This is a genomic window from Nonomuraea sp. NPDC047529 (genome assembly GCF_040642995.1).
GTDB lineage: Bacteria > Actinomycetota > Actinomycetes > Streptosporangiales > Streptosporangiaceae > Nonomuraea.
The window spans coordinates 310,849-326,145 of sequence record NZ_JBEYTJ010000004.1 but is presented as its reverse complement, the minus strand read 5'-3'; the positions used below and the strand labels follow the sequence as shown (position 1 = coordinate 326,145).

16 protein-coding genes are annotated in these 15,297 nt (G+C 72.6%); 8 read left to right on the top strand and 8 right to left on the bottom strand.

The window, feature by feature from the left end; all coding sequences use genetic code 11:
* Window positions 1–6 precede the first annotated feature (6 nt).
* Entirely contained in the window at window positions 7–1,293 is a 1,287-nt protein-coding gene (gene aceA / locus ABZ815_RS10050; protein WP_357696034.1) for an isocitrate lyase, read from the top strand.
* A gap of 107 nt (window positions 1,294–1,400) precedes the next feature.
* On the opposite strand, the gene ABZ815_RS10045 is transcribed toward aceA, so the two are convergent.
* The 4 genes from ABZ815_RS10045 to ABZ815_RS10030 all read right to left on the bottom strand — a co-directional run bounded on the left by ABZ815_RS10045 (window position 1,401) and on the right by ABZ815_RS10030 (window position 5,348).
* Window positions 1,401–1,754, bottom strand: coding sequence for a hypothetical protein (locus ABZ815_RS10045; RefSeq protein WP_357696032.1), 354 nt, complete (start codon window positions 1,752–1,754; stop codon window positions 1,401–1,403).
* 73 nt (window positions 1,755–1,827) lie between these two features.
* Window positions 1,828–3,144, bottom strand: coding sequence for a serine/threonine-protein kinase (locus ABZ815_RS10040; protein ID WP_357696031.1), 1,317 nt, complete (start codon window positions 3,142–3,144; stop codon window positions 1,828–1,830).
* A gap of 220 nt (window positions 3,145–3,364) precedes the next feature.
* Window positions 3,365–4,201, bottom strand: coding sequence for a siderophore-interacting protein (locus ABZ815_RS10035; RefSeq protein WP_357696029.1), 837 nt, complete (start codon window positions 4,199–4,201; stop codon window positions 3,365–3,367).
* A gap of 148 nt (window positions 4,202–4,349) precedes the next feature.
* The gene (locus ABZ815_RS10030; RefSeq protein ID WP_357696027.1) at window positions 4,350–5,348 is read right to left on the bottom strand and encodes an alpha/beta hydrolase; all 999 of its coding nucleotides are present in this window, start codon (window positions 5,346–5,348) and stop codon (window positions 4,350–4,352) included.
* A gap of 427 nt (window positions 5,349–5,775) precedes the next feature.
* Between ABZ815_RS10030 and ABZ815_RS10025 the strand changes: the two genes are divergently transcribed.
* Genes ABZ815_RS10025 through ABZ815_RS10015 form a run of 3 tightly spaced genes read left to right on the top strand, consistent with a single transcriptional unit; the run spans window position 5,776 to window position 7,998 of the window.
* Window positions 5,776–6,471 carry an ABC-2 family transporter protein gene (locus ABZ815_RS10025; protein ID WP_357696025.1) on the top strand — a complete coding sequence of 232 codons (696 nt, stop codon included), beginning with the start codon at window positions 5,776–5,778 and terminating at the stop codon, window positions 6,469–6,471.
* Complete coding sequence (locus ABZ815_RS10020; RefSeq protein ID WP_357696023.1) at window positions 6,464–7,252, top strand: ABC-2 family transporter protein; 789 nt, start codon at window positions 6,464–6,466, stop codon at window positions 7,250–7,252. Before ABZ815_RS10025 ends, ABZ815_RS10020 begins: the two co-directional genes overlap by 8 nt.
* Window positions 7,253–7,254: 2 nt before the next feature.
* The gene (locus ABZ815_RS10015) at window positions 7,255–7,998 is read left to right on the top strand and encodes an ATP-binding cassette domain-containing protein (RefSeq protein WP_357696021.1); all 744 of its coding nucleotides are present in this window, start codon (window positions 7,255–7,257) and stop codon (window positions 7,996–7,998) included.
* On the opposite strand, the gene ABZ815_RS10010 is transcribed toward ABZ815_RS10015, so the two are convergent.
* Window positions 7,992–8,483 carry a hypothetical protein gene (locus tag ABZ815_RS10010; protein WP_357696019.1) on the bottom strand — a complete coding sequence of 164 codons (492 nt, stop codon included), beginning with the start codon at window positions 8,481–8,483 and terminating at the stop codon, window positions 7,992–7,994. The two genes, ABZ815_RS10015 and ABZ815_RS10010, sit on opposite strands and share 7 nt — an antisense overlap.
* 120 nt (window positions 8,484–8,603) lie before the next feature.
* On the opposite strand from ABZ815_RS10010, the gene ABZ815_RS10005 reads away from it, so the two are divergent.
* Window positions 8,604–9,143 carry an MFS transporter gene (locus ABZ815_RS10005; protein WP_357696017.1) on the top strand — a complete coding sequence of 180 codons (540 nt, stop codon included), beginning with the start codon at window positions 8,604–8,606 and terminating at the stop codon, window positions 9,141–9,143.
* A gap of 47 nt (window positions 9,144–9,190) precedes the next feature.
* Window positions 9,191–9,916, top strand: a complete 726-nt coding sequence (locus tag ABZ815_RS10000; protein WP_357696015.1) for a YcnI family protein — start codon at window positions 9,191–9,193, stop codon at window positions 9,914–9,916.
* A gap of 58 nt (window positions 9,917–9,974) precedes the next feature.
* Here ABZ815_RS10000 and ABZ815_RS09995 read toward each other — a convergent pair whose 3' ends face one another.
* The 3 genes from ABZ815_RS09995 to ABZ815_RS09985 are packed head-to-tail and all read right to left on the bottom strand — an operon-like array spanning window position 9,975 to window position 13,100.
* Window positions 9,975–10,928 (bottom strand): ABC transporter permease, encoded by a 954-nt coding sequence (locus tag ABZ815_RS09995; RefSeq protein WP_357696013.1) that lies wholly within the window; start codon window positions 10,926–10,928, stop codon window positions 9,975–9,977.
* Window positions 10,929–10,986: 58 nt separating this feature from the next.
* Window positions 10,987–11,964, bottom strand: coding sequence for an ABC transporter ATP-binding protein (locus ABZ815_RS09990; RefSeq protein WP_357696011.1), 978 nt, complete (start codon window positions 11,962–11,964; stop codon window positions 10,987–10,989).
* Entirely contained in the window at window positions 11,961–13,100 is a 1,140-nt protein-coding gene (locus ABZ815_RS09985) for a DUF2092 domain-containing protein (RefSeq protein ID WP_357696009.1), read from the bottom strand. Before ABZ815_RS09985 ends, ABZ815_RS09990 begins: the two co-directional genes overlap by 4 nt.
* A gap of 127 nt (window positions 13,101–13,227) precedes the next feature.
* Here ABZ815_RS09985 and ABZ815_RS09980 point away from each other — a divergent pair, with 127 nt between their 5' ends.
* Together ABZ815_RS09980 and ABZ815_RS09975 are read left to right on the top strand one after the other, a co-directional pair.
* Window positions 13,228–13,902, top strand: coding sequence for a response regulator transcription factor (locus ABZ815_RS09980; RefSeq protein WP_357696007.1), 675 nt, complete (start codon window positions 13,228–13,230; stop codon window positions 13,900–13,902).
* On the top strand, window positions 13,895–15,241 hold the full coding sequence (locus ABZ815_RS09975; protein ID WP_357696005.1) for an ATP-binding protein: 1,347 nt from the start codon (window positions 13,895–13,897) through the stop codon (window positions 15,239–15,241). Before ABZ815_RS09980 ends, ABZ815_RS09975 begins: the two co-directional genes overlap by 8 nt.
* The last annotated feature ends 56 nt before the right edge of the window (window positions 15,242–15,297 follow it).

The following is a 15,297-nucleotide window of genomic DNA, read 5'->3' as shown; positions in this document are numbered from 1 at the left end:
CGAACGATGAACGATCGCCTCAAGGGAGCTGCGGAGCAGCTGCAGGACAAGTGGCACAACGACCCTCGCTGGGCGGGGGTCGAGCGCACCTACAGCGCGCAGGACGTGGTGCGGTTGCGGGGCAGCGTCCAGGAGGAGCACACGCTGGCCCGGCTCGGCGCCGAGCGGCTCTGGGACCTGCTGCACACCGAGGACTACGTCAACTCCCTCGGCGCGCTGACCGGCAACCAGGCCGTCCAGCAGGTGAGGGCAGGCCTGAAGGCGATCTACCTGTCCGGCTGGCAGGTGGCCGCGGACGCCAACCTCGGCGGCCAGACGTACCCGGACCAGAGCCTCTACCCGGCCAACTCCGTGCCCGCGGTCGTGCGCCGGATCAACAACGCGCTGCTGCGCGCCGACCAGATCACCTGGTCGGAGGGCGCGCCGGACGCGCCGCACTGGCTGGCGCCGATCGTGGCCGACGCCGAGGCCGGGTTCGGCGGCGTGCTGAACGCGTTCGAGCTGATGAAGGGCATGATCGCGGCCGGCGCCGCGGGCGTGCACTGGGAGGACCAGCTCGCCTCCGAGAAGAAGTGCGGCCATCTGGGCGGCAAGGTGCTGATCCCGACCGGCCAGCACATCAAGACGCTCAACGCCGCGCGGCTGGCCGCCGACGTGTGTGGCGTCCCCTCACTGATCGTCGCGCGGACCGACGCACAGGCCGCGACGCTCCTGACCAGTGACGTGGACGCGCGCGACCAGGCCTTCACCACCGGCGAGCGCACCGCCGAGGGCTTCTACCGGGTGCGCAACGGCGTGGACGCCTGCATCGCCCGCGGCCTGGCCTACGCGCCGTACTCCGACCTGCTGTGGATGGAGACCGGCACGCCGGACCTGGACGTGGCCCGCGAGTTCGCCGAGGCGATCAAGGCCCGCTACCCGGACCAGCTGCTGGCCTACAACTGCTCGCCGTCGTTCAACTGGAAGAAGCATCTGGACGACTCCACGATCGCCAAGTTCCAACGCGAGCTGGGGCACATGGGGTACAAGTTCCAGTTCATCACGCTGGCCGGGTTCCACTCGCTGAACTACTCGATGTTCGACCTCGCCCAGGGGTACGCCGCCGACGGCATGACGGCGTACGTCGAGCTCCAGGAGGCCGAGTTCGCCGCCGAGGCCCGCGGCTACACCGCGACCAGGCACCAGCGCGAGGTCGGCACCGGCTACTTCGACCTGGTCAGCACGGCCGTCGCGCCCGACTCCTCGACGACCGCGCTCAAGGGCTCGACCGAAGAGGAGCAGTTCCACCACTGATTTCCCGATCTCGCCGGCCACCTCCAGGGCATGGGATGGTTCCCCCGGCGAAGGGCCGCGCCGGCTCCCCCAGCCCGGCGCGGCCCCTTTTCCTGCCTGCCGTGCGTTCAGCCGCCCTCCCGGGCCCAGGACGGCAGGTCCTGCCTCTCGGTGATGTCGCGGACGAGCTGGGCGTGCGCGTCCTCGGCCTGCTGCCTGGTGGACCAGTGCAGGCTCAGCACCTCCTCGCCGCCCGTCCCTGGATCGGCGCCGGGGGGCGACAGTCGTACGGTCGACTCGAACAGCAACGGCACCGTGCCGCCGTCGGCCTGGTCGAGCACCAGGTGCAGGGTGCGGACGCGGAACGTTCCCGCGGCGGTGCCGACGCGGTCGTCGCCGATCGTCCGCCCGGCGCGGTCGGCCAGCAGCTCCTGCGCCCGTGCCGGGCTGATGGGGTTGCCCTCTATGTCGTAGTAGCTCATGTACGGCCTCGCTCTCGGGTGCGGTGGAGAGACCACACCTCCTCCGCTCACCTCGATCATGAGGCATGCGCGGTCAGGACGCTCCGGTGGCCGTCGGGGTGGCCGGGTCGGGCGACTCGCCGGGGCCGTCCTGGGGGATCGTGCTGATCGAGACCGACGGCCGCGGGCAGTGAGGACCCCCGGCCCCGCGGCGGCGACCGGCCGCTCCGGCACAGGAACCGGCCTCCTCCCCACCCGGATCGCCCACGTGGACGGACGGCCGGGCGCCGGTGGGCGTCAGGGTGGACCGCTCGGTGGAACGGGCGCTGACGTACGGCCGCACGACCACGGGATCGGGCGCCGGCGAGCCGCCGCCGAGGCTCAGGGCGTCCCCGCCCGAGGCGGCGATCACGGTGACGGCCGCGAGGGAGACCGTGGCCAGCGCCGCGAGGCCGGCGTGCGACAGGTGTGCTCCGGCCTTCGCCCTGCTCCTGCGCCTGGGCCCGGCCGGCGTGACGGGGGACCCCGCCGGGTACGGCACCTCGGCCCAGCTTCCGTCCAGGACGTCGCCGACCGCCTGGCGCAGGTCCCACGGATCGCCCACGCCGCCGGACGCCAGCAGCGCCCGCAGCAGGTCGGCCGACCGGGGACGGGAGCCCGGGTCCTTGGCCAGCGCCGCTTCGACGGCCGGGCGCAGCAGGGCAGGCACGCCGTCCAGGCGCGGCGGGTCGAACAGGATGCGCCGGGCCGGCACGTCCGTCTCGCCGCCGCCGAACGGATGGTGGCCGCTCGCGGCGAAGGCCACCAGGCAGCCCCAGGCGAACACGTCCGAGGGCGGCAGCGCCGGGCCGTCGGTCAGCCGCTCGGGCGCCACCCAGCCGGGGCTGCCCATGATGTGGCCGGCCCGGGTGTGGGCGGCGTGGGTGTCCACGTCGCAGGCGATGCCGAAGTCGATGACCCGCGGCCCCCTGGACGACAGCAGCACGTTGCCGGGCTTGAGATCGCGGTGCACCAGACCGGCCTCGTGCACCGCGACGAGCGCGGCGGCCACCCCGAGCGCGACGCCGTAGGCGAGGTCGGGCGTGAGCGCTCCGGCGGCCCTGACCACCTCCGACAGCGCGGGCCCCGGGATGTACTCGGTGACCAGGTACGGGCGGTCGCCGTCGGTTCCGTCCTCGATGACGGCGGCGGTGCAGAAGGGCACCAATCTGCGGGAGAAAGCCACTTCCTTGGCGAAACGCGCCCGCAACGTGGCATCGTGGAGATGCACCGGATGCGGCGTCTTGAGCGCGACCAGGCCCCCTCGCGGGTGTTCGGCCAGGTACACCACCCCCATCCCGCCCGCCCCCAGACGGCCGAGGAGAAGGTACCGGCCGATGATGACCGGGTCGCCCACCGTAAGCGGTCGCACGCCAGAAGGCATGTCGCTCGCACCACGCGCCATCCGGGCCTCGCCTCTCCTGTGTGGGACACGGCAAGGCACACTGTGGCGAGATCCGGGGGCCCTTTTCGCGCGTTTTGCGCAAGGGGTATCGGAGGTAAGACGTTCATGCCCGGAGGGTGAGTAAGGGCTGGGGTGGAACGTTCTGAAGTGGCTTTTTGTGGTGGGCGAGCTTTCGACCGTAAGGGAGTCAGGAGGCCAGTGCGCGGGCCTCGTCGGCCTCGACCTCGCGGTTCCAGTCGTTCTTGACCGCCCGCCAGCCCTCGTCGTCCACACCGAGGCGCCAGTAGCCGGAGATGGACAGCCGCGCCATCGGGACGCCTCGATCCAGCCGCAGGTGACGCCGGAGCTCCTTGACGAAACCGGCCTCGCCGTGCACGAACGCGTGCACGTCCTCCTCGGGGAACTCCAGCGCGCGCACCGCCTCCACCAGCGCCCGGCCGACCGGCCGCTCGCCCCGGTAGAGCCAGGTGATCCGCGCGTCGGCGGCCGTGCCGAGCTTCAGCTCGTCCTCCGGGCCGTCCACCTCCAGCAGGACGTGGGCGAGAGCCCCTTCGGGCAGCGCCTCCAGGGAGGCCGCGATGGCCGGCAACGCGCTCTCGTCGCCCACCATGAGGTGCCAGCCGGCCTCGGGGTCGGGCACGTAGCCGCCGCCGGGGCCCAGCAAGAGCACGACGTCGCCGGGCACGGCCGTGGCGGCCCACGGACCGGCCAGGCCCTTGTCGCCGTGATGGACGAAGTCGAGGGTCAGCTCAAGGGCGTCGGGGTCCCACGCGCGCACGGTGTAGGTGCGCAGACGCGGCCAGAACTCGCGCGGCATCGTCTCGCGCACGTGCTTGACGCTGAAGGGCTCGGGGTACTCCACGCCCTCGTGCGGGAAGACGAGCTTCACGTAATGGTCGGTGAGCCCGCGGCAGGCGAAGTCGCGCAGGCCGTCGCCGCCGACCACGACGCGGATCATGTGCGGGGAGAGCCGCTCGGTCCGCAGGACGACGCCCCGATGGTGGTCCGTGGGCTTGTCAGCCATCACTTCAGCCCCCATGTGTTAGTTAGGTATACCTAACCTTACAGCGGGATTGACGGGCAAGGCCACCGCAAAGCCCGGACGCCTTCCTCGGCACACAACCCCAAGCTGCGATATATCAGGCCAAGCTACCCCGACACGCCCGGCCCAGTCAGGCCGCCGCCGAATCCCCCCGAGCCGCCGCCCGTGCCGCCGCGCGGGCCGCCCGGGCCGCCACGGCCTCCAGGAACGCCGACATGTGCCGGAAGGCCAGCCGCGCCTCCGGCAGGACGTCGGCCAGGATCGGGAACGCGTGCGGCATCCGCCGCCACTCCTCGTACCTGACCGGCACCCCCGCCATGCGCGCCCGCTCGGCCACCCGCCGCGCCTCGTCCCGCAGCACCTCCGTGGAGCCGGTGACGATCATCAGCGGCGGCAGCCCGGTGAAGTCGCCGTGCACCGGCGAGACGAGCGGGTCCCACGGGTCGAGCCCGCAGGTCCAGTGGCGGGCCAGCCAGCGCACCCGGCCCGCCGGCAGCATCGGGTCCTGCCAGCGGTTGGCCCGGCGCGGGATGTCGGTCAGGTCCGCCCACGGCGACAGGCAGATCGCGGCGGCGGGCGTCGGCAGACCGCGGTCGCGCAGAGCCAGCAGGGTGGCCAGCGTCAGGTGACCGCCCGCAGAGTCCCCGGCGATGATGATGTCCTCGGCGGCGTGCCCGTTCCGCATCAGGCACTCGTAGGCGTCCAGCGCGTCGGCCAGGGAGTCGGCCAGCGGGTGCACCGGGCCCTGCCGGTAGTCCAGGGCGAGCACCGGCCGCCGGGCCACGGCCGACAGCCGCCAGGTGATGGGCCGGTGGGTGCGCGGCGAGCACGAGAAGTAGCCGCCGCCGTGGAAGTAGAGCAGCGCCTTGCGCTCGTCCACGCCCGGCCCCGCGCGGACCCACTCGCCGCCGCACTCCGGCCCGTCGGCCGGCGCGACGACGGCGTGCTCGGGCAGGTGCATGGGCATCAGCCGGGTCAGCTCGCCCAGGGCGGCCGCGCCGATCAGGGCCAGCGGATGACGCATCAGCACCGTGGAGGCCGGCTTCAGGGTGCCCCACATGACCGAGGTCAGGGCCCGGGCCTGCCAGCTCAAGGGGTAGTCGGGTGCTACGTCCTGGTTGATGCGCATCACGGTCCTCCACCCCTTATGTTCCCGAAACGCCCTCGGTCTACCGGCCAGTAGGGATCTCATCCCATCTCCAGATATTCCGGATTTACGCGAAGCCCCGCCGACACGCCCCGACGCCCCTCGACGCGCACGCCCGCCCGTGGCGGCGGCTCGTGCGACGTCGTCCCCGCTCCCCTGCCCTGCACCGCACGTCCCCACCGGCGCAGGCCGCCGGCGTTTATCTCGTTGCGGACCGCCGGGCCTCCGGCGGATAATTCCAGATTTCCGCCAGGCAGACCCGTGCACGGGCTCGGACACGTTCGGTAAACATGTCCTCACTCTTCGGAGGTGTGCCACGATTCCCCTCTACGCCCGGCTCGTCCGGTACGGCTTCCGCAAACACGCCGTCTACGTCTGGGCCGCGCTCGCCGGCGCGTTCACCAACAGCGTGTTCGGCATCCTGCGCGCCTACGTCCTCATCGCCCTGTGGCAGGCCCGCCCCGGCCTGGCCGGCTACGACGTCACCGACGCCGTCACCTACTGCTTCGTCACCCAGGCCTTCATCGGCCCGATGATGCTGTTCGGCGGCGGCCTGCCCCTCCCCGAACGCATCCGCAGCGGCGACATCGCGCTCGACCTCGTCCGCCCCGCCTCGCTCCAGCTCTGGACGCTCGCCGAGGACCTGGGCCGGGCCGCGTACCTGTTCCTGGTGCGCGGCATCCCGCCGCTGCTGCTCGGCGCGGCCCTGTTCGGCGTCACCGCGCCCACCTCCCCCACCCGGTGGGCGGGGGTCCTGGCCGGCCTGCTCATCGGCGTGCTGATCAGCTTCGGCTGGCGCTACCTCGTCGCCCTGTCGGTCTGCTGGCTCGCCGACGACCGCGGCGTGGCCGTCGTGTCCCTGGTCCTGACCACGTTCTTCAGCGGCATGATGCTCCCCCTCCACCTGTTCCCCGGCCTGCTGGGCGAGCTGGTCAGAGCCCTGCCGTGGGCCTCCATGGTCCAGGCGCCCGCCGACCTCTACCTCGGCAAGGCTCCCGTGGGGCAGACGCTCGCCCTCCAGGCGTTCTGGGCCGCGACGCTGTTCGCGCTCGGCCTGCTGGCCACCCGCCTCGTCCGCCACAAGGTGGTGATCCAGGGTGGTTAGGACGTACTTCCTGCTGGCCTGGACCTGGACCCGCGCCGCGGCCTCCTACCGTGCCTCCTTCATCCTGATGCTCGTCTTCGGCCTGGCCACCGGCGCGATGGACGTCGCGGCCATCCTCGTCGTCTTCGCCAACACCGACGCCCTGGCCGGGTTCACCCGCGAGGAGGTCCTGTTCCTGTACGGCACGTCCAGCCTGGCCTTCACCGTCTGCGACACCTTCGTCAGCAACCTCGACCGCATCAGCCAGCACATCAAGGCCGGCACGCTCGACACGTTCCTCATCCGCCCGGTCCCGGCCTGGATCCAGATCGCCGCCGACCGCTTCGTCCCCACCAGGATCGGCCGCGTCGTCCAGGCGGTGGCCGTGCTCGCCTACGCCGTGGCCGCGCTCGGCCTCGACTGGCGACGGGCCTGGATGATCCCCGTCATGATCGTCACCGGCATCGTCATCTTCGCCGCGCTCTGGACGCTGGCCGGCGCGCTCCAGTTCGCGCTGACCGACGCGCCGGAGGTGGCCAACTCCTTCACCTACGGCACCTACCAGCTCAACCAGTACCCCCTCAGCATCTACGCCCGCGACCTGGTCCGCGGCATCACGTACGCGCTGCCCCTGGCCTTCGTCAACTGGCAGCCCGGCCTCTTCGTCCTGGGCCGGGACGACCCGTTCGGCACGCCCGGGTTCATGCGGTTCCTCGGACCGGCCGCCGCGCTGGTCCTCGCGCTGGCCGCCGCCGCGGCCTGGCGGCAGGGCATCAGGCACTACCGATCGACGGGGAGTTAGGGATGATCGAGCTGCTGCAGGCGGGACGTTCGTTCAAGGTCAAGCGCACCGTCGTGCACGCCGTGCGCGATCTGTCGTTCAGCGTGCCGGCCGGCGAGTTCGTCGGCTACCTCGGGCCCAACGGCGCGGGCAAGTCCACCACGATCAAGATGTTGTGCGGCATCCTCACCCCCACCTCGGGCTCGGTGCGGGTGGCGGGGCTCGACCCCTCGCGCCGGCGCACCACGCTCGCCCGCCGGATCGGGGTGGTGTTCGGGCAGCGGACGACCCTGTGGTGGGACCTGCCGCTCCAGGACAGCTTCGAACTGATCCGGCACCTTTACAAAGTAGATCGCGGAACGTTCCGGGCCCGGCTGGCCGAGCTGACCGAGACCCTCGACCTCGGCGCCTTCCTGCGCACCCCGGTGCGCCAGCTCAGCCTGGGGCAGCGCATGCGCGGCGACCTGGCCGCGGCGCTGCTGCACGCCCCCGACATCCTGGTGCTGGACGAGCCCACCATCGGCCTCGACGTGGTCAGCAAGGCGAGCATCCGCGCCTTCCTCCAGCGGCAGAACGCCGAACGCGGCACGACCGTGCTGCTGACCACGCACGACCTCGGCGACATCGAGCGCCTGTGCCGCCGGATCATGCTGATCGACCACGGCCGGCTGACCTTCGACGGGACGCTGGCCGAACTCATGGCCACGGCCCCGGAGCAGACCACCATCGAGGACGTGGTGACCAGGCTCTACACCGGCGGTCAGTAGTAGCCGCCCTCCGGCGAGGTCTCGTAGTCGTCGTCGTCGAGGTCGTCGTGCCGGCGTGACCAGCGCGAGGGCATCAGCACGGGGATGAACAGGGCCACGCCGAGCAGGGCCAGCACGCCCGTGGTGAGCAGGATCTTGTCACCGGCGCCGGCGTCCCTGACGATCTGGTTCACCGACAGCTCGGCGGGGATGAGGGACAGCGCCCTGCCGGTGTCGAGGGCGTAGACGACCGTCCAGGCCAGCAGCACCATCGAGGGCACGAACGTGGCCAGCGGCGAGATCCGGCCGGCCACCACGAGGCCCACGACCAGCCCGACGGCGGCCATGGCCCCCAGGGCGATCCACATCTTCTGGTTGTCGGGCGGCGGCGGTGTCGTCGCCGCACTGGCGAGGGCCTGCTGCACGGCCCATCCGCCACCGCCCAGGACGGCCACCGTGACCACGACGCCGATGAGCAAACCTGCTAAGTGCCGCAACGTTCTCACCCTCAAATGTCGACGCGCTCGGCACGACCCTAGCGACAAATGCCATTTTTGGACCAGGCATTGGCCGGCTCAGAACTAGGGGTCTCGCTCGACCGCGCCCCGTGAGACCATGTGGCACACATGCGTGCGCGACTTCCCCTCCGGCTCGCGCGGACGGCCGCCTTCGCCGCCGTCTGCGTGACCCTCGCTGCCCTCGCCCACGTGGTGGGCGGCGGCGGGCGTCCGGGGCCGTTGGCGGCGGCGCTGGGCCTGGCGGCGGTGTCCGGCCTGGGGCTGGCGCTGTCCGGCAGGGAACGTTCTGCGGCGACGATCAACATCGTGCTCGGGGTGGCGCAGTTCGGCCTGCACGAGCTGTTCGCGGGCGGCAGCCCGTCCTCCTACGTCTTCGAGCACGGTCACGGCCAGGGCCTGGCCGTCAACGCGGGCATGCTGCTCGCGCACCTCACGGCGACCCTGGTGACCGGCTGGTGGCTGTCGCGCGGCGAGATCGCGCTGTGGTCCCTGCTGCGCCGTCTCGGGCTGCGGCTCGTGCCGCCGCTGCTGCTCGCGGTCGTGCCCGCCGTGCGGCCGGGCGTGCCGGTCGTGCACACCAGGGTGGTCCCCCCGCAGCCGGGGTTCCGGCACCGGGTGGCCAGGCGTGGTCCTCCACTTCCCGCCTGACCTGCTGACACCCCTCAAACCCCTGTCTTCCGAAGTGGAGTTCCGTCATGTCCTTCGTCCGTCGTGCGGCGACCGTGCTCGCCGCCGCCACCGCCCTCACCGCCGCCCTGGCCGCGCCCGCGCTGGCCCACGTGTCCATCACCCCCGGCTCCGCCGAGCAGGGCGGGTTCACCAAGGTGGCCTTCCGGGTGCCCAACGAGCGCGACAACGCCTCGACGACCAAGGTCCAGATCAGCTTCCCCACCGACCATCCGCTGGCGTTCGTGTCGGTGAAGCCGGTGCCCGGCTGGGACGTCAAGGTCACCGAGGGCAAGCTGCCCAAGCCGGTCAAGACCGAGTACGGCGACCTGGAGGAGGCCGTCACCACGGTCGTGTGGTCCGGCGGCAAGATCAACCCGGGTGAGTTCCAGGAGTTCGAGGTGTCCATGGGCCAGTTGCCCAAGGACGTCGACTCGCTGACATTCCCGACGAAGCAGACGTACTCGGGCGGCGAGGTGGTCGAATGGGCCGACGCGCCCAAGTCCGACGGCACCGAGGCCGAGCACCCCGTCCCCACGCTGAAGCTCGTCCCGGCCTCCGGCGGTGACGAGCACTCCGCCGCGAGCACGCCGGCCTCGGCCGCGCCGGTCGCCGCCACGGGCCCGTCGGTGGCGCCGGTGGCGGCCGCGTCGGCCTCCGACGGCACGGCCCGCCTGCTGGGCGGCGCCGGGCTGGTCGTCGGGATCATCGGCGTCGTCGTGGGCGCCCTGGGCCTGCGCCGCCGGGCGGCCTGACCCCGGAACGCGGCGTCCCCGGCCGGGTGAGGAACCCGGCCGGGGACGCGCCTCCCGGTCAGGACGTGATGTCCTTGCCGGAGAAGCGCGCCCAGGCGATCGAGCAGAACAGCACGATGTAGGCGCCGAAGGCCAGCAACCCGTCCCGCAGCGCCGACAGGTCCATCGGGCTGCGCAACACCGCGTCGAAGCCGGTGAACCTGGTCGGCAGCAGGTACGGCGTCACCGCGCTCAGCTCGGGGAAGGCCCGCAGCACCTGGCAGACGATCACCAGCACGAGCGTGGCGGCCACGGCCCCGATGGACACCTCGGTGAACGTCGACAACGCCAGCGCTACGGCCGCCAGTGCCGCCATGCCCGCCCCGACGTAGCCGACGGCGACGAGGATGCGCAGCAGCCCCTCGCCCATCGAGATGGTGGTGCCCGACAGCAGCGTCACCGGCCCGACCGGGAACAGGATCAGCCCGGTGACCAGCGCCGACAGCGCCACCACCACCGTGACGGCGTAGGCGAAGACGACCGCGTTGAGGTATTTGACGGCCAGCAGCCGGGTGCGTCCGGCGGGCGCGGCCAGCAGGTAGCGCAGGGTGCCGCCGCCCGCCTCCCCGGCCACCGAGTCGCCCGCGACCACGCTGACGGCGACCGGCATGAGCAGCAGCACGAGGAACGAGAAGGCGACGAACGTCAGCATGAGGCTGTTGCCCGCCACGTTCTGGATGAACCCGCCCATCCCATCGGAATCGCCGCCGCCGAACGCGCGCAGGGCGAGGCCGAGGACGGCCGGCACGGAGGCGAGCACGGCCAGCATCATCAGGTTGCGCGGGCGGCGGAAGGTCAGGCCCAGCTCCGAGCCGAGCAGCCGCCAGAACGCCCCCCTCGCCCGCCTCGGCCCGCCGGCGGCGTCCGGCGTGGAGCCCTGGCCCGTGCCCTCCACGGCCTCCGCGGCGGTCAGGGCCGGGTCCGCGTCCGGGATGCGCCGTTCGGCGGTGCGCAGCGTCTCGGTGACGGGCACCAATCCGGGCGTGCGTCCCCGGCGGGTCTCAGTGGCCCGCGTCTCAGTGGCCCGCGTCTCAGCCGTCGACATCGAAGCCCTCCCCGGTCAGTCCGACGAACACGTCCTCCAGGCTCGGCCGCAGCACGGCCAGCCCCCGTACGGCGACCCCCTCGCCGACCAGCGCGGCGTTGATCCGCTCCGGCGCGTCGCCGCCCAGCTCGGCCGTCACGTCGGCGACGCCGGGCCGCACGTCGGCCAGCCCCAGCCGGCCGAGCACCCGCGCGGCGTCGGCCACGTCGGGCGTCTCGATCCGGACGCGCGTGGCCAGGCCGCCGTTCAGCGAGGCGATCGTGCCCTGGGCGGCCAGCCTGCCGGCCCGCATGATCGCCGCGTGCGTGCACATCTGCTCGACCTCGGCCAGCAGGTGCGAGGAGACGAAGACGGTGGTGCCGCCGGCGGCGATGTCCTTGACCAGCGCGCGCACCTCGCGGGTGCCCTGCGGGTCGAGGCCGTTGGTCGGCTCGTCCAGGATCAGCAGCTCGCGCGGGCCGAGCAGAGCGGCGGCGATGGCCAGCCGCTGACGCATGCCGAGCGAGTAGTTGCGGTAGCGCTTGCCGGCCGCGGCCGACAGGCCCACCCGGTCGAGCGCGACGGCGACGCGCTCCTTGGCGGTACGGCGCACGGCGGTGGGGTCGGCGGCGTCGAAGCGCATCAGGTTGGCCTCGCCCGACAGGTACGGGTAGAACGCCGGCCCCTCCACCACCGCCCCCACCCGGGGCAGCGCCCGCGGCAGCGGCAGGCCGAGCAGGGAGTGCTCCCCCTCGGTGGGCGCGATCAGGCCCAGCAGCATGCGGATGGTCGTGGTCTTGCCCGAGCCGTTGGGCCCGAGGAAGCCGTAGACCGAGCCGCGCGGCACGGCCAGGTCGAGCGCGTCCACGGCCAACTGGCCGCCGCGGAAGCGCTTGGTCAGGCCGCGCGTGACGATGGCGTGCTCCCCGGAGGGCGGGGCCGCCCCGAAGGGCGCCCCCGCTTCCTGCGTGACGGCGGTCGTCACCTGACGCCCGCCGCCTGGGTGATCTCCTCCGGGGTGACCGCGCCGACCAGCAGGCGGCCGTCGTCGGTCAGCAGGACGGTGACGAGCTTGGTCCTGATCAGCCGGCCCGAGCCCCACGTGCCGCTCACCGGGGTGGCCGACTTCAGGACGGTGTCGGCCAGCGCGGCCGGATCGGCCTTCGAGCCGTCGCCGGCCCCGGCGCCGCCCGTGAGGTCCTCCGGCTTGAACGGCAGGACGGCCACGGTCGTCCAGCCGTCGCCGACGACCTTGAGCTCGCCCGCGACCTTCTCGGCCCGCTCGGCGTGCTCCTCGGCCCGCTTGACGTCGCCCAGCTCGCTGAGGTCCTGCTCCTTCACCTTGGCGCCCGCGGGCGGGGTGAAGGCGAAGTTCTCCGGCGCCGGTGGCGTGAACGTCACCTGGGTGAAGCCGACCTGGAAGGCCGGTTCCGCCGAGCCCTTGGCGTAGACCTGGACCTGGAGCGGGACGTAGGTCTCGCCGTCGAGCGCCAGGCGCACCTCCTGCACCAGCGAGCCCTCGTCCTTGGGCGCCAGGACGAGCTGGTAGACCGGACGGCCGGCCACCTCGGCGGTGTTGATCACGCGGACCGCGGTGTGCTCGTCGGCCTTGGCCAGCAGCTGCTCGGCCATCTGCGCCGGCGTGAGCTGGGTCGGCGGCGGGGTGGGCCGCTGGTGCTCCTGGCCCGTGCCGGGCTTGATGGTCAACTTGGTGGCGGTGTTGGTGGCGCTCTCCCAGTACCAGCCCTGGTCGCCGTTGACGATCAGGTTGGTCTCGTTCAACTGGGTCGGCATGGCCACCCGGAACCGGTCGGCGCCGCCGTACCAGACCTTGATCTCGTGCGAGCCGGACAGCAGGCTGAGCGGCGACTCGGAACCGGTCTGGGGCAGCGACGGCAGGCCGAGCGAGGCCGTCTGCTGCACGGTGCCGGACATGGGCGGCACCCCACCCCCCTTGCTCGTCGCCGCCACGGCGTCGGCCAGCAACTGCTGGGCCGAACGCTCGGGCAGGACGGGCTCGCCGCTGACGGCCGCGATCACCGGGCCCGCTCCGATCGCGCCACCGATCAACGCCGCCGCGGCGATCGGGACTCCCCACCTCACGAACGTGCCTCTGCGCATCTCACTCCTTAACGGTATGTCGATGACCAGAGCCTGCGGCATGCATCCTGTGGCCGGCCTGAGACTGTCTGAGACGCCTCTCAGCCTTCTCAGCGGCGTCTCAGGTCAGGGACAGGAGAATCAGCACATGAGAGTACTGGTCGTCGAGGACGAGCGGCGGATGGCCGCGGCCCTCCAGCGCGGGCTGCAGGCCGAGGGGTTCGCCGTGGACCTCGCCCACGACGGCGAGGAGGGCCTGCACGCGGCCCGGCAGGGCGACTACGACGTCGTGGTGCTGGACATCATGCTGCCGAGGTTGTCGGGCTACAACGTGTGCAAGCAGTTGCGCGCCGAGGAGAACTGGGTGCCGATCCTCATGTTGTCGGCCAAGGACGGCGAGTACGACATGGCCGACGGCCTCGACCTCGGCGCCGACGACTACCTGACCAAGCCCTTCTCGTACGTGGTGCTGGTGGCCAGGCTCCGGGCCCTGCTGCGGCGCGACGCCGGGCGGCGGCCGGCGGTGCTGGCGGCCGGCGACCTGTCCCTCGACCCGGCCCGCCGGAAGGTGCAGCGGGGCGAGACGCCGGTGGAGCTGACGCCGAGGGAGTTCGCGCTGCTGGAGTTCCTGATGCGCCGCCGTGACGAGGTGGTGTCGAAGTCGGAGATCCTGGAACACGTGTGGGACACCTTCGACACCGACCCCAACGTGGTCGAGGTCTACGTCGGCTACCTGCGGCGCAAGGTCGACGCCCCGTTCGGCAGGAACGCGCTGCAGACCGTGCGCGGCGCGGGCTACCGGCTGGCGGGCGACGGTGGCTGACTCCCCCGTGGCCTGGTGGCGGCGTCAGGGGCTGCGGTTCAGGCTGACGGTCGCGGCGGCCGCCGTGCTGGGGCTGGCGCTGGCGTTGTCGGCCTCGGTGCTGCTGTCGGTGCTCGACCGGGCGCTGATCGACACCGTCGACGAGTCCACCAGGCAGCAGGCCCAGAGCGTGCGCGTGGCGGCCGACGGCGGCACGCTGACCAGCCCGATCACCACGCACGACGGGACGATCGTCCAGGTGCTCGACCGGAGCGGGCGCATCACGCACGTCACGTACGGCACCGACCGGCTGGTGCCGCTGCTGGACGCGGCGGCCAGGGCCAGGGTGCTGCGGGAGGGGCGGGCGACGTTCCTGGACGGGCGGCCGTACGCGATCCCGGGGCCGCTGCGGGTGGTGGTGCTCAGCGCCGACCACGGGCAGACGGTGCTGGCGGCCCGTCCCATCGGCGAGATCCAGACGAGCCTGGGCGTCGCCGGGCGGGTGCTGCTGGTCGGCACGCCCGCGCTGGTAGTGCTGCTGGCGGTGGCGAGCTGGCTGATGATCGGCAGGACGCTGCGCCCGATCTCGTCGCTGCGCCGGGTCGCCGCCGAGATCACGCACACGGCCCGGTCCCGGCGGCTGCCGGTGCCGCAGTCGCGCGACGAGGTGTACGCCCTGGCCACCACGCTCAACGGCATGCTGTCCCGGCTGGAGGAGGCCGAGCAGCGCCAGCGCGCGCTGGTCTCCGACGCCGCCCACGAGCTGCGCAGCCCGTTGGCCAGCATCCGGCTGCAGCTTGAGGTGGCGCTCGGCCATCCGGAGGGCCAGGACTGGCGGGAGACCGCCGAGGGCGTGCTGGAGGACGCCCTGAGGCTGTCCAGGCTGGCCGAGGACCTGCTCGCGCTGGCCCGCCTGGACGAGCGCGGCGGCGTCCCGGCCCGTGACGAGCCGGTCAACCTCGACGAGGTGGTGCGCCAGGTCGCCGAGCGATACGGCGAGGCCCGGCTGACCACGTGCGACCCCGTGGTGGTGCGCGGGGACGCGCTGGACCTGAGCCGGGTGCTGACGAACCTGATGGACAACGCCGTCCGGCACACCTCGTCGAAGGTCGAGGTCGCGCTGACCGCCGACGGCGTGCTGACGGTGACCGACGACGGGCCCGGCATCCCGGAGCGCGACCGGGAGCGGGTGTTCAACCGGTTCACCCGGCTGGACTCCGGCCGCAGCAGGGACGAGGGCGGGGCCGGGCTGGGGCTGGCGATCGTCCGGGAGACCGTGCGCGCCCACGGGGGGACGGTGGTGCTGGAGGACGCGGCGCCGGGCCTGCGCGCCGTGGTCCGCCTTCCGGTGTCCCGCTAGGCGGGCCGCCGGGGTGCTCGGCCCGCGCGACGCGTTGGGGGCGCCGGCGGGCTGCG

Coding starts and splice junctions, on each gene's coding strand:
- ABZ815_RS10045 (WP_357696032.1), bottom strand. CDS start 1,754: ATGAGCTACTACGACATAGAGGGCAACCCCATCAGCCCGGCACGGGCG.
- aceA (WP_357696034.1), top strand. CDS start 7: ATGAACGATCGCCTCAAGGGAGCTGCGGAGCAGCTGCAGGACAAGTGG.
- ABZ815_RS10015 (WP_357696021.1), top strand. CDS start 7,255: ATGATCGAGCTGCTGCAGGCGGGACGTTCGTTCAAGGTCAAGCGCACC.
- ABZ815_RS10035 (WP_357696029.1), bottom strand. CDS start 4,201: ATGGCTGACAAGCCCACGGACCACCATCGGGGCGTCGTCCTGCGGACC.
- ABZ815_RS10000 (WP_357696015.1), top strand. CDS start 9,191: ATGTCCTTCGTCCGTCGTGCGGCGACCGTGCTCGCCGCCGCCACCGCC.
- ABZ815_RS10030 (WP_357696027.1), bottom strand. CDS start 5,348: ATGCGCATCAACCAGGACGTAGCACCCGACTACCCCTTGAGCTGGCAG.
- ABZ815_RS10005 (WP_357696017.1), top strand. CDS start 8,604: ATGCGTGCGCGACTTCCCCTCCGGCTCGCGCGGACGGCCGCCTTCGCC.
- ABZ815_RS09980 (WP_357696007.1), top strand. CDS start 13,228: ATGAGAGTACTGGTCGTCGAGGACGAGCGGCGGATGGCCGCGGCCCTC.
- ABZ815_RS09985 (WP_357696009.1), bottom strand. CDS start 13,100: ATGCGCAGAGGCACGTTCGTGAGGTGGGGAGTCCCGATCGCCGCGGCG.